Origin of the sequence: Micromonospora inyonensis, assembly GCF_900091415.1 — a bacterium.
GTDB classification, from domain to species: domain Bacteria; phylum Actinomycetota; class Actinomycetes; order Mycobacteriales; family Micromonosporaceae; genus Micromonospora; species Micromonospora inyonensis.
Genome location: NZ_FMHU01000001.1, coordinates 886763 through 899567, shown reverse-complemented (window position 1 = coordinate 899567; position 12805 = coordinate 886763). Strand labels below are relative to the sequence as shown.

Here is a 12805-nt window from a genome sequence, read left to right as displayed (position 1 = left end):
GGTCGACCACGTCGGTTCGCCGATCGGGCGAGGCGGACGGCCGTACGGGGGATCCCAGCCAACGCTCAGGATCGACACCGTACCGTGATCCCATGCCAACCCTGTCGGTCGCGCGGCTCCGGCGTGCCCTCCCCACCGGTCGCCGGCTCGTCGCCGCCTCGGTGGCGACCGCGTTGGTCGCCGTCGCCGTCGGTTGGGCCGCGTGGCCGGAGCGTCCCGCCTACACGACGGAGTCCGCGCTGCTGACCGTCCGCTCCGGACCGTCCGGTGACGAGCCGGTCGACCTGGACACCACCTTCTACCTGCCCGAGGGCGCCTCGACCGACAGCCGGGTGCCGGCGGTGCTGCTGGCGCACGGCTTCGGCGGTACGAAGGAGACGGTCCGCGCCGACGCCGAGGAGATCGCCGCCCGGGGCTACGCGGTGCTGACCTGGACCGCGCGTGGCTTCGGTCGCAGCGGTGGGCAGATCCACCTGAACAGCCCCGACCACGAGGTACGCGACGCGCAGCGGCTGCTGGACTGGTTGGCCGCCCGTCCGCAGGTGCGCACCGACGCCGCCGGTGACCCGAGGGTCGGCGTGGTCGGCGGCTCGTACGGCGGCGGGCTGGCGCTGCTCCTGGCCGCCCAGGACCGGCGGGTCGACGCGATCGTGCCCATGATCACCTGGAACGACCTGCCCCGGGCGTTCCTGCCGGAGAGCACCGGCCGCCAGGCGACCGAGGGGGTCTTCAAGAAGGGCTGGGCCGGGATCTTCTTCGGCGGGGCGGGAGCCGCCCCCGCCGGCCTGACCGGCCCGCCCGGCGGCGGCGACGCCGAGGAGGAGAGCGGGGACGACGGCACCGGCCAGCCCGGCGAGCCGACTGGGAACACCCCGGGCGGGCCGACCGCGTCCGGCTCCCCGCCGGGTGGCGGGGACCCCGCCTGCGGCCGGTTCGCCGCCGACGTCTGCGCCGCGTACCTGCGTATCGCCGCGACCGGCCGGGGCGACCAGGCCGCCGTCGACCTGCTCCGCCGGTCCAGCCCGGCCACCGTGCTGGACCGGATCACGTCCCCGACCCTGCTGGTTCAGGGCACCGCGGACAGCCTCTTCCCGATCGCCGAGGCCGACGCCAACGCGCGCGGGATCGCGGCCAACGGCACCCCGGTCCGGGTCGCCTGGTTCACCGGCGGGCACGACGGCGGCGACGGCCCGGAGACCGACTCGGACCGGGTGAAGTTCCTGACCGTGCAGTGGCTCGACCACTACGTCGCCGGCAACGGTGCCGCCCCCGGCGACGACTTCACCTGGTCGCGGATCGCCGGGTTCGACGCGCTCGACCGGGGGCTGGTGGCCACCGGTTACCGCACCGGCGACTACCCGGGCGTCGGCGGCGACGGGCGGCGCGAGGTGACCGTGACCGGCCCGGCGCAGCCGATCGCCAACCCGCCCGCCGGCAACCCGGCGGCGATCTCCTCGTTGCCGCTCGCCGGGTCCTTCTCGTCCCTGCTCGACGGGGTCGCCGGGGACCTGCCCGGCCAGCACGCCCGCTTCGAGTCCGCGCCGCTGGGCCGGGCCGTCGACGTGGTCGGCGCACCCACCGTGAGCATCCGGGCCGCCGCCCCGACCGGGGAGGCCGTCCTCTTCGTCAAGCTCTACGACGTCGCCCCGGACGGCACCGCCACCCTCCCCAGCGGCCTGGTCGCCCCGGTCCGGCTGAGCGGGCTGCCGGCGACCATCGACCAGGCCCGGCCGGTCACCGTCACCCTGCCGGCGATCGTCCGCCGGATCGAGGCCGGTCACCGGCTGCGGGTCGTCGTCGCCACCAGCGACCAGGCGTACGCCACCCCGGCCGAACCGACCGTCCACACCGTCGCCATGGGAGACGGGCCGGTCGTGCTGCCCTCGGTGACCGGCGAGCCGATCCCCACCACGGCCACCGTCTGGCGCTGGGTGCTCGCCGGACTGCTCGCCACCATCGCGGTCGGGCTCGTCGTGCTCGTCGCCGTGCTCCGTCGCCGGCACCGCCGTCAGGACAGCTCCGTGCATCCGGCGTACGCGGGCACGCCGCTGGCCGTCCGGCAGCTCCGCAAGGAGTACGCCGACGGTTTCGTCGCCGTGTCGAACGTCGACTTCGAGGTGCACCCCGGGCAGGTGGTGGGGCTGCTCGGGCCGAACGGGGCGGGCAAGACCACCACCCTGCGGGTGCTGATGGGGCTGACCCAGCCCACCGCCGGGGAGATCTACGTCTTCGGGCACCGGCTGGTGCCCGGCTCACCGGTGCTCTCCCGGATCGGCGCGCTGGTCGAGGGGCCGGGCTTCCTGCCGCACCTCAGCGGCCTGGAGAACCTGAAGGCGTACTGGCGGGCCACCGGCCGACCGGAGGCCGAGGCGCACTTCGACGAGGCGCTGGAGATCGCCGGCCTCGGCGCGTCGGTGCACCGCCGGACCAACAACTACAGCCACGGTATGCGGCAGCGGCTCGCCATCGCCCAGGCCATGCTCGGCCTGCCCGAGCTGCTGGTGCTCGACGAGCCGACCGACGGCCTGGACCCGCCGCAGATCGCCGAGATGCGCCGGGTGCTCCAGCGGTACGCCACCGACGGCCGGGCCGTGCTGGTCTCCAGCCACCTCCTCGCCGAGGTGGAGCAGACCTGCACCCACGCCGTGGTGGTCAACAAGGGGCGGATCGTCGCCTCCGGCCCGGTCGAGGAGATCGTCGGCGAGTCGCCGAGCGTGCTGTTCGACGTCACCGATCCGGACGCCGCGCGCGAGGTGCTGGCCCGGCTGGACGGCGTACGGGTGCTGCCCGACTCCGACGGTCAACTCGTGGTGGACACCAACGGCACCGCGCGCAGCGAGGTGGTGGCCGAGCTGGTCCGGGCCGGGGTCGGGGTGGACCGGGTGGTGCCCCGGCGTCGCCTGGAGGACGCCTTCCTCGCCCTGGTCGGCGAGAACTCCCGGGGAAGCGGGGACCGGTGATGGAGTCCCAGGAAGGTGGGGGGCCGGCGGTGCAGTCGCGGGGAAGCGGGGGACCGGTGATGACGACGTCGTCCGCCACGGTGGGCGCGGCCCCCGGTTACCGCCCGTCGGCGACCCTGCCGTTCTGGGCGGAGTTCCGTCGGCAGGCGTCGCGGCGGCGTACCCAGCTCGCGCTCGGGTTCATGGTGCTGCTGCCGTTGATCATCCTGATCGCGTTCCAGTTCGACTCGGGTGACGACGACGGCAACGGTGGCGGCGAGTACGCCAGCCTGGTCGAGTTCGCCACCACCGGTGGACTGAACTTCACCCTCTTCACCATCTTCGTGTCGGCGTCCTTCCTGCTGGTCGTGGTGGTGGCGCTGTTCTGCGGGGACACCGTGGCCAGCGAGGCGAGCTGGGGGAGCCTGCGCTACCTGCTGGCCATCCCGGTGCCCCGGGCCCGGCTGCTGGCGGTGAAGCTGCTGGTCGCGCTCACCTACTCGGCGCTGGCGCTGCTCACGCTCGCCGGCACCGCCCTGCTGGTCGGCACCCTCCGGTACGGCTGGTCGCCGCTGCGCAGCCTGGTCGCCGCCGAACTGGCCCCGGGGGAGGGGTTGCTGCGGCTGCTGGCCGTCCTCGGCTACCTGGCGGTGGTGATGCTGGTCGTCGCCGGTCTGGCCTTCCTGCTGTCGGTGACCACGGACGCGGCGCTCGGCGCGGTCGGCGGCGCGGTGCTGCTCTGGATCCTGTCCAGCATCCTCGACCAGATCACCGCCCTCGGCGTGCTGCGCGAGTTCCTGCCCACCCACTACAGCAACGCCTGGCTGGGCCTGCTCTCCACGCCCGTGCAGACCGACGACGTGGTCCGTGGCTGCGTCTCGGCGATCTGCTACGCCACCCTCTTCTGGGGGCTCGCCTTCTGGCGTTTCACCCGCAAGGACGTCACGAGCTGACCGCCGGGCCCGTCGGCGCTCCCACTTCCGGTGGCCGGCAGGGACCGGCGTGCGCGGTTGGCAGGGGGCACCGGCCGCCGCCGGGCAGCCGGGCGTCGCACCAGACCCGGGTACGCATGCCCTGGTCGTCCTCCGCGCTGACCGTCACCTCGCCGAAGTCGAGCACGTCGACGTGCCCGAGGGAGTCGCGCAGCGCGGCGGCGAGCGCGACCACGGTGGCGAGGCTGGTCAGCGTGGTCGGCAGGTGGATCACCCAACGGGGATCGTCCACCGTGGTCACCGGCGCGGCGCGTGGTCGAACCGGCATCCGGCGTGTCGGGTCTGCCACTGCCGAAGCCCGTCCCGGATCCGGTCGGCCTGTTCGGTGGTGACGACCACCTCCCGGTGGAGCCGGTCCAGTTCGGCGGCGACCCGGTCGAGGTAGGCATGGACCTGCTCGGGCGCGAAACCAACCCACCGCCGGTCGAAGACGGCGTGGCGGATCTGGTACGGCCGTAGTCCGGTCCGTGCCAGGTAGACCACGCCGGACCGGTGCGCCGGGGGCACCGGGGCGGGCGGGGACGGCCGGCAGGCTCGCGCGCGCGTACCGACCGGAGCCCGGCACCCACCCCGGGCCGGTCCGGCGGCCCGTACCACGTCCGCCGCTGGCAGCGGCCCGTCCGGCGCGGACTCGACCGGCACCGGGAGCCGCCGGTCGGGGCAGGGCCAGGCCAGCCCGCAGGTGCACCGTCGCCACCAGGTACGCCAGTCGCGGCGGTGGCGTGGGGCGAGTGGTACGGGACGGTGCGACACGGGTGACCTCCTCCGACGTGGTGAACGGGAAGCGGGGCCGCCCTCCCGGTCCGATGGGACGGGCGGCCCCGACGACGGCCGGTGGCCCACCTCCGGCCGCGCGAACGGGGGAAGGCCGGCGATCCGCGGAGACGAGGCCACCTCGGGCGTGGCCGTCGGTGTACAGCCTGGAAGGCGCTGGGCGAGCGGGTGCACTACTCCAACAAGCACGTGAGCGCCGTGGAGAACGGGCTCAAGCCGCCGAAGCCCGACTTCCTCCGCGCGGTGGACGTGGCGCTCGACACCGACGGCCTGCTCCTCAACCTCTGGGAGGACCTGGTCAGAGACAGCGGGGCTCCGGTCTGGTTCCGCGACTGGATTCAGGTCGAGCGCGAGGCGGTGTCCCTCTGCTGGTACGAGATGGCAGTGGTGCCGGGGCTGTTGCAGACGGAGGCGTACGCCCGCGCCATCTTCGCGAGCGGCGGACTGTTGAAGGCGGACGAGATCGAGCGCCGGTTGGGGGCGCGCGTCGCCCGTCAGGACGTCCTCACCCGGGAGAACGCTCCGCAGTTCGTGGCAGTCCTGGACGAGAGCCTCCTGCGTCGGGCGGTCGGCGGCCCTGCGGTCATGCGGGAGCAGCTATTTCACCTGCTCGATCTTTCAAACGCGTTGCCGCATGTGCGTCTGCATGTCGTTCCGTCGATGGCTGGCGCGTACGCTGGTCTGAGTGGACCGTTCGTGCTGGCAACCCTTGCGGGTGGTGACGACGTCGCCTACCTGGACAACCAGTACCGGGGTCAGGTGGTCGACGACCCGTCCGCGTTGATCTGGCTCCGGCAGGCCTGGGAGTCAATCCGGGGTGAGGCCCTTCCGTACGGACAGTCAGCCAAGCTGATTATGGAGGTGGCTGAGCAATGGAACTGACCGGAACGGTCTGGCGCAAGAGCACGCGGAGTAGCCAGAACGGCGGTGCGTGTGTGGAGGTTTCCGACAGCGTTCGCGGTTGTGTCCTCGTCCGCGACTCGAAAGATCCCCACGGTGGCACCTTGGCCTTCTCCCCCGGGTCTTGGCGGATGTTCCTCGCCCGGGTGGCTCGGCACGCTGACGGACCCACCGCACGTGAATAATCGGCCATAGGGCCCGTCGGTCTGGACATGCGGTGGTTCCGTTGTCGGGCCTCGCGGTGGGGAAGTGGGTGTGCGAATTGTGCTGCTGATTCAAGAGAGGTAGGTAGGTAGGTAGGTAGGTAGGTAGGTAGGTAGGTAGGTAGGTAGGTAGGTAGGTAGCGTTTAGCTTCGCTGAATGTGTGGCCTAAGGGCCTTTCGGCCTTTCCGTCATCCGTTGGAGCTTTACGGCGGGCGGACGTCTGATCGTGCTTCATTTTGCTGTTGCTGATCGGCCGCATGGCTGCAGCGGATCAGTAGCAGACCCTTTGATATGTCCGCCTGGACGTTTTCCCACCAGGAAATCCCGGCGGCCGGTCAGTGGCAGGTGCCGGCGCCGCTGTCGGTGAAGGTCTGGTTCGCCACCGGCAGGAAACGCCACTGGTAGATCCCGGGGACCAGGGTCAGCTTGAGCACCCCGTAGGTGGTGCCGTTGCGGATCTCGCTGTTCGGCACGATGGTCCCGAAGTCCGGCTGGAGGGAACGACCGCCCGTACCGACCACGAACTGGCGGATGCCCTGCACGGGATCGTCCACCCGGGTCGGGGTCTGCGGGGCGAACCGCTCGTACTGGTGGGCGTGGCCGGTGAGGAGGAGCTCGACGTCCGCGTCGTAGAGCGCCTGGAAGAGCGGGAGCAGCTCCGCTCGTTCCCGGTCGCCGGAACTGAAGATCGGGTGGTGCCAGTACGCCAGGGTGCACCGCGCGGGGTTGGCGGCCAGATCAGCCTGGAGCCAGCGTTCCTGGGGCGAACCGACGTGACACCCGCCGACCTTGCTGCAGTTGGAGTTCAGCACGATGATGTGCCAGCCGCCCGCCGGCATGTCGTACGAGTACCAACCCTCGTCGGGCCGGCCGGCCGCGGCGCCGAAGTATCCGAAGTAGCCGGCTGCGTCGGCGGTGAGGTACTCGTGGTTGCCGACGGCGGGCTTGGTGCGGGCCTTGTGCCGCCCCCAGGTCGGCCCGTAGCAGTTGGCGAACTCGGCGGGAGTGCCCTGTTCGTACACCAGGTCGCCGAGGGCCGCCACCGTGCCGGGTTCCCGGTCGAGGATCCGCGCGGTCTGCTCGTCGGTGTCCCGGTCACAGGAGGCGATGTCACCGGCGGCCAGGAGGACGTTCTCGCCGGTGCCGGGGATACCGGTCTCCACGAGCAACTGCGGTGCGGTCGAACCGCTCTCCCGGTTGTCGTAGTAGGCGCCGTTGGCGTCGGCGGAGCTGATCCCGAAACTGACGATCCCGTTGTTGATCACCGCTGCGGTGACCTCGACGTCGTACCAGGTGTTGGCGGTCACCTGACCGTAGGCGCCGAGCGGCGAACCGATGAGGGCGGGACGGTTGGCGTAGGTCAGGCTCGTCTCCAGCCAGCCGGTTCCGCTCCGCTGCACGGTGCCGCCGGTGCGGCTGCCGGAGTCGGGGATGGTCGACACGTGGATGCGCAGCCGGGCGTGGATCACGGGGTCGAGGAGACCGGTGACCGAAAACTTGAGGTAGGAGATCCGCGTCGGGCTGCCGGCCACCGCCAGCACCGGTTGGTTGTCGAAGTTGCTGTTCGGCGCGCTCGCACTCACGTGGCTGTCGTTGGTGGGGTAGAAGACGAAGTTTCCGTTTGCCCGCACCGGAGGGGCGAAGGTGAGGGTTCCGGCCAGGATTGCTAGGACGAGCGCTGCGGCGTATCGGGATCTGGGCACCTGTCGTCACCCTTTCGTGGGCTCGGGATGCCAGTCCACTCCCGATCCGTCACGGACCGGGCACGAGGTGACGCCTCCTGGTTGATGGGGCATTGACGACCGCTGTGGTGCGCTCGGTGCCCGACCGAAGGCAGAACCACCATGAAGGTCCCCGGAATTCCCTTCGTCCAGGGCCGCAACGCCTACCGCGACCAGGACGGTCTGAAGTACGGCATCGCGATCCACGCCACGGCCAACGACGCCACCGCCGAGCAGGAGGCGGACTACGCCACCCGGCGCACCGACGGGGTCAGCTCGCACTTCTACGTCGACTCGAACTCCATCGTCCAGTCCCTGGACACCGACGCACGCGCCGGTCACGCCGGCTCAGGCACCGGCAACGAGAACGCCATCGCCGTTGAGATCACCGGCACCAGCGCCAGATCCCGACAGTGGTGGCTCGACAACGTGGCCTGGGACCGGCTCGCCGACGTGCTGGCCGTGGTCTGTCGCCGGCACGGTGTCGTGCCCCGCCGCGCCACTGTGGCCGAGATGAGTTCGAACCCGCGGGTCCGGGCCTTCTACGGCCACGACGACATGCGGCTGGCCTGGGGTGGCACCACCCACACCGATCCCGGCGCGAACTTCCCCTGGGACCACCTGCTGACCACGGTCGAGCAGGCCCTCAACCAGAGTGAGGACGATATGACCCCCGCACAGTTCCTGGCCATCCTCCAGGACCCTGCCGTCGCCCGGACCATGCGCGCCCTGCCGTGGCAGTACGTCGGTGGCGGCATCCCGACCGACTACTCCACCCTCCGGGTGCTCAACGAGACCTTCCTGAACGTCCGGGACCTGCTGGCCCGCAACCCCAGCGAGGAGATCGTCCGTGGGGTGCTGGCCACGCTGACCCCGGAGGCCATCGCCGCCGCGATCCCGCCCGACCTGGCGCAGAAGGTCTCCGCCGAACTCGCCCGTCGGCTCGCCGACTGATCGTCAGGCGGCGGCGTCGGTGTGGCTCACCTCGGCGAACCGGGTGCCGGAGAGGCGGTGGACGGCGGTCCGGCGGATGTCCAGCTCCGCCATGGCCGCGTCCGCCGACCGGGTGAGGTAGATGACGGTGGCCTTCCGGTCGGTGATCCGGATCGACTGTACCGGGGTACGGTCGCCGAGGTCGGTGACGGTGACGTAGCGCGGCTCGCCACCGACGTTGCGCCACACCACCAGGCTCCAGAAGCGTCCCGTCCCGCCCGTCTCCAGCATGACGGCGCCGACCGCGTCGGCCGCCCCGTCGCCGTCGAGGTCACCGATCGCGCAGGGCTCCTGGAGCAGGACGGTCGCGCCGTCCTCGCCGCTCCACCGGCCCTCGTGCAGCGGCAGGTGGTCCGGGTACCCCTGGTACCGCACCGTGCTGCTGCCCACCTGCGCGTCGCGGAGGTCCCCGCAGGTCAGCGCGCGTACCTTGCGTCGTGGCGTCGTGGTGGGGCTCGGGGTGGGGTCGACCGGTGCCTCGTCGTCCCGGTCGGTCGACGGGGTGACGACCTTCTTCGCGGAGGAACCGGCCGCCGGCCGGCTGTCCCGGGACCGCTTCTTCTTGCCGCTGCCACTGCCGCCACAGGCGGTCAGTACGCAGACCAGCACCAGTGCCACCACTGGCACGATCCTCCGACGCATCGTCCGCCACCTTTCCCTCGAACCGGTGAGCGGGACAGTACTGAATGGATGCCAGTGCCGGTCGAGGGCTGATCCGCAGGCCGTCGGACGGCGGGCTCAGAAGGCCGCGAGCGCCGGCCACCAGGTGACCGCCGGCACCGCCAGCAGCGCGCCGACCAGGAGCGCCGGCCCGAAGGGCATCGCCGTCCGCCAACCGACCCGGCGGGTGGCGAGGAGCACCAGCAGCACGGGGACGTTCACCACCCAGGGCAGCACCACGCCCAGGACCACCGCCTCCCACCCCAGCCAGCCGAGGTACCAGCCGAGCAGCGCGCCCACCTTCGCGTCACCGACGCCGAGGCCACCGCCGGGCAGCAGCACCATCCCGGTGAGGACCAGGCCGACCACCAGGCAGGCGAGCAGCCCTCGCCACCAGTCGTCCCACGCGCCGCTCCGGCCGGCGACGGCACCGAGCAGCACCGGAGTGGCCGCCAGTGCCGGCAGCACCACCTGGTCGGGCAGGCGCTGACAGGCGACGTCGACGACGCCGAGCAGCACGCCGAGCACCGTGAGGGCGAGGAAGATCGGCAGTACGGCCACCGGTCCCAGCGCCGCCCCGAGCAGCCCGCCGGCCGACCCGGCGACCGAAGCGGTCAGCCAGCGCGGCACCCCCAGCCGGTGTCCGTACCCGCACCGGGCCGCCACCCACCCGCGTGCCCCGGCCGCCAGCGGGGCACCGCATGCGGCGCAGTCCCGCCGGGCGGGCTGCCCGTACGGCACGGCGAGGCGGTACGCCACCGCCGGGACGAACGCCCCCGCCACCCCGCACCCCAGCGCAGCCGCCAACACCGCCGCACCCTATCCCTCCCGCCCCGGGCCCACCCGCCCGCCGGGGACCGGCGGGGGCGAGGTGGCTCACAGCGTGGGAAGGAGGGTCGGCAAAAGCGCAGGCTGCTCGTAGAATCTGCTGCACAACTGAATACCTCATCCAGAGGGGCTGAGGGATACGGCCCGACGACGCCCCGGCAACCACCCCGTGCGCTCAGAGCTGAGCGTCCGACGGGGCAGGTGCCAAGTCCGTCCCCGCCGCAGGGTGCGACGCGGGGAAAGATGAGAGGACCCTCGACATGACGTCGACGATCGTCGCCCCCGGTATCGACACCACCGCCAGCCCCGCCCGCGCCCTCGTCTGCCGCGCCTGTTCGGCCCGGTACCCGCTCGCCGCCCAGCACGCCTGCTACGAGTGTTTCGGCCCGCTCGAGGTCGACTACGACACCGCCGCGCTGGCGCGGGTCACCCGGGAGCAGATCGAGGCCGGCCCGCAGAACCTCTGGCGGTACGCCGCCCTCCTGCCCGCCGGCCAGGACCCGGCCACCCGGGTCACCCTCGACCCCGGGCTGACCCCGCTGGTCGCCGCCGGCAACCTCGCCGCCGAGCTGGGTATCACCGCCCCGCTCTGGATCAAGGACGACAGCGCCAACCCGACCCACTCGTTCAAGGACCGGGTGGTCTCGGTGGCGCTGACCGCCGCCCGCGCGCTCGGCTTCACCCGCTTCGCCTGCGCCTCGACGGGCAACCTGGCGAACTCCGTGGCCGCGCACGCCGCCCGGTCCGGCGTGCCCTCGGTGGTCTTCATCCCGGGTGACCTGGAACAGGGCAAGGTGATCACCACCGCCGTGTACGGCGGCGACCTGGTCGCCATCGACGGCTCGTACGACGACGTGAACCGCCTCTGCGGCGAGCTGGTCGAGACCGACGAGTTCGAGGACACCGCGTTCGTCAACGTGAACGTCCGTCCCTACTACGCCGAGGGGTCGAAGACCCTCGGGTACGAGGTGGCCGAACAGCTCGGGTGGCGGATCCCGGCTCAGGTGGTCATCCCGATGGCCAGCGGCGAACTGCTCACCAAGGTCGACAAGGCGTTCAGCGAGCTGGTCGAGATCGGGCTGGTCGAGGCCCCGGCCGGCGGCTGGAAGGTGTTCGGCGCGCAGTCGACCGGCTGCAACCCGATCGCCACCGCCCTGCACGCCGACACCGACACCATCACCCCGGTCAAGCCGACCGGCATCGCCAAGTCGTTGAACATCGGCGACCCGGCCGCCGGCCTCTACGCCCTGGAGGCGGTGCGCCGTACCGGTGGGTGGATGGACCACGCCGACGACGAGGAGATCCGCGCGGGGATCCGGCTGCTCGCCCGGACCACCGGGGTCTTCGCCGAGACGGCCGGTGGGGTGACCGTCGCGGTGCTGCGCAAGCTGGTCGCCTCCGGCCGGCTGGACCGGACCGCCGAGACGGTGGTCTTCAACACCGGCGAGGGTCTGAAGACCATCGACGCGGTCGCCGGCCAGGTCGGCCCGACGCACCGGATCAAGCCGTCGCTGCGTGCCGCCCGGGACGCTGGGCTGCTCGGCTGACCTGCGTACCGCCCCGACGGATCGGCCGAATCGCCCGAACGGGGGATCGGGCCGATCCGTCGGGTAACCGACCGTTCGCCCAGGGTGCAGAAACCACCCTCCGGGGACTTGACGCCAGTAACCGGTCAGGCGCAGGATGCTTCCTGCGGGAGGGCGATCGCCGAAGACTTTTCAAGCCTTGCGACCCAACGCCGGCGGCGTTGTGCGATCGTCCCTCCCGACCAGAGCTTCCGGGCCAGCGATTTAGGCCGTGTGTCATAAGTGCCGTTCGAGGCGTCGGAGCCAGATGTCGATCATGCTGATGGTGGCGGTGGCTTCGTACCGCACGGCGAGCTTGTCGTATCGGGTGGCCACGGCACGGTGCTGTTTGAGCAGGTTGATGCCGCACTCCACGGCGTGACGCTGCCGGTATGCGCTGGGGTCGAAGGCGGGTGGACGGCCACCCGCCGAGCCCTTCTTGCGTCGGTTCGCGGCCTGGTCGGCCTTGACCGGGATGACGCAGCCGATGCCGCGCCGGCGCAGGTAGCTCCGGTTGGCCTTGCTGCTGTACGCCTTGTCGGCCAGGACCCGGTCCGGCCGGCACCGGGGTCGGCCGACGCCGAGGCGAGGCACCCGGACGCGGTGCAGCACCGTGGTGAACTGCGGGCTGTCGCCGCGCTGCCCACCGGTGATGACGAACGCCAGCACCATGCGGCCCTGCTCGCAGGCCAGGTGCAGCTTCGTCGTCAGACCGCCACGCGAGCGGCCCAGCGCGTGATCGGCCGGCTCGACGGCGCCACTGCCGCCCGGCGGCTCGACCTGCGTGTGACTGTCCCGGCGGGCACCGGCGGCGTGCTGATGCGCCCGGGCGATCGTGGAGTCCACGCTCACGTCCCAGGTGATCAACCCGACCGCGTCGGCCCTACCCTGCAACCCGGCCAGGATCCGCGCCCACACACCGGCCCGCTGCCAGCGCCGGTACAGCCCGTACACCGTGCGCCAGTGCCCGTAGCAGTCCGGCACGTCCCGCCACGGCGCACCCGTGCGGACCCGCCACCTGATCCCGTCAATGAGCTGCCGCTTGCTCCACTTCGGCGGTCGACCTGCCTTCTTCGGTCTGGGCAGCAGCGGCTCCAACACCGCAAACTGCGCGTCAGTCAGGTCGTGCCGCCTCGTCACCGCTACGCTGGCCACGAGGTCTCCGTGCAGATGGTTGTCTTGGTCGATAACCCATCTACCGGAGACCTCACCGCATATCGATCACCGAC

Annotated in this window: 12 protein-coding genes and 1 riboswitch; of the genes, 6 read left to right on the top strand and 6 right to left on the bottom strand. The window is 71.8% G+C overall.

Going from position 1 to position 12805, the window contains the following annotated elements; translation table 11 throughout:
* The first annotated feature begins 92 nt into the window (after positions 1-92).
* The gene (locus GA0074694_RS03980; protein WP_091452578.1) at positions 93-2960 is read left to right on the top strand and encodes an alpha/beta fold hydrolase; all 2868 of its coding nucleotides are present in this window, start codon (positions 93-95) and stop codon (positions 2958-2960) included.
* 59 nt (positions 2961-3019) lie between these two features.
* The gene (locus tag GA0074694_RS03975; RefSeq protein WP_091452573.1) at positions 3020-3892 is read left to right on the top strand and encodes an ABC transporter permease; all 873 of its coding nucleotides are present in this window, start codon (positions 3020-3022) and stop codon (positions 3890-3892) included.
* Here the strand turns inward: GA0074694_RS03975 and GA0074694_RS03970 are convergent.
* Positions 3882-4163 (bottom strand): hypothetical protein, encoded by a 282-nt coding sequence (locus GA0074694_RS03970; protein WP_091458617.1) that lies wholly within the window; start codon positions 4161-4163, stop codon positions 3882-3884. The genes GA0074694_RS03975 and GA0074694_RS03970 overlap by 11 nt on opposite strands.
* 5 nt (positions 4164-4168) lie before the next feature.
* Positions 4169-4684, bottom strand: coding sequence for a DivIVA domain-containing protein (locus GA0074694_RS32565; protein ID WP_245714536.1), 516 nt, complete (start codon positions 4682-4684; stop codon positions 4169-4171).
* 210 nt (positions 4685-4894) lie between these two features.
* Here GA0074694_RS32565 and GA0074694_RS03960 point away from each other — a divergent pair, with 210 nt between their 5' ends.
* Positions 4895-5587 carry a DUF5753 domain-containing protein gene (locus GA0074694_RS03960; RefSeq protein WP_245714535.1) on the top strand — a complete coding sequence of 231 codons (693 nt, stop codon included), beginning with the start codon at positions 4895-4897 and terminating at the stop codon, positions 5585-5587.
* On the top strand, positions 5578-5790 hold the full coding sequence (locus tag GA0074694_RS03955) for a DUF397 domain-containing protein (RefSeq protein ID WP_091452566.1): 213 nt from the start codon (positions 5578-5580) through the stop codon (positions 5788-5790). The genes GA0074694_RS03960 and GA0074694_RS03955 overlap by 10 nt, the downstream gene beginning before the upstream one ends.
* Positions 5791-6144: 354 nt before the next feature.
* On the opposite strand, the gene GA0074694_RS03950 is transcribed toward GA0074694_RS03955, so the two are convergent.
* Positions 6145-7512 carry a CBM96 family carbohydrate-binding protein gene (locus tag GA0074694_RS03950; RefSeq protein WP_091452563.1) on the bottom strand — a complete coding sequence of 456 codons (1368 nt, stop codon included), beginning with the start codon at positions 7510-7512 and terminating at the stop codon, positions 6145-6147.
* A gap of 141 nt (positions 7513-7653) precedes the next feature.
* Between GA0074694_RS03950 and GA0074694_RS03945 the strand changes: the two genes are divergently transcribed.
* Entirely contained in the window at positions 7654-8484 is an 831-nt protein-coding gene (locus tag GA0074694_RS03945; protein ID WP_091452559.1) for a peptidoglycan recognition protein family protein, read from the top strand.
* 3 nt (positions 8485-8487) lie between these two features.
* On the opposite strand, the gene GA0074694_RS03940 is transcribed toward GA0074694_RS03945, so the two are convergent.
* Entirely contained in the window at positions 8488-9165 is a 678-nt protein-coding gene (locus tag GA0074694_RS03940) for a hypothetical protein (protein ID WP_141713954.1), read from the bottom strand.
* Between the two features lie 96 nt (positions 9166-9261).
* Entirely contained in the window at positions 9262-9993 is a 732-nt protein-coding gene (locus GA0074694_RS03935) for an A24 family peptidase (protein WP_141713953.1), read from the bottom strand.
* A gap of 132 nt (positions 9994-10125) precedes the next feature.
* Positions 10126-10261: riboswitch (SAM riboswitch) on the top strand.
* A 10-nt stretch (positions 10262-10271) separates the two neighbouring features.
* Here GA0074694_RS03935 and thrC point away from each other — a divergent pair.
* Positions 10272-11558: a threonine synthase gene (gene thrC, locus GA0074694_RS03930; protein WP_091452548.1), complete on the top strand. Its 1287-nt coding sequence runs from the start codon at positions 10272-10274 to the stop codon at positions 11556-11558.
* Between the two features lie 255 nt (positions 11559-11813).
* Here thrC and GA0074694_RS03925 read toward each other — a convergent pair whose 3' ends face one another.
* The gene (locus GA0074694_RS03925; RefSeq protein WP_425413601.1) at positions 11814-12716 is read right to left on the bottom strand and encodes an IS5 family transposase; all 903 of its coding nucleotides are present in this window, start codon (positions 12714-12716) and stop codon (positions 11814-11816) included.
* Positions 12717-12805: the final 89 nt, after the last annotated feature.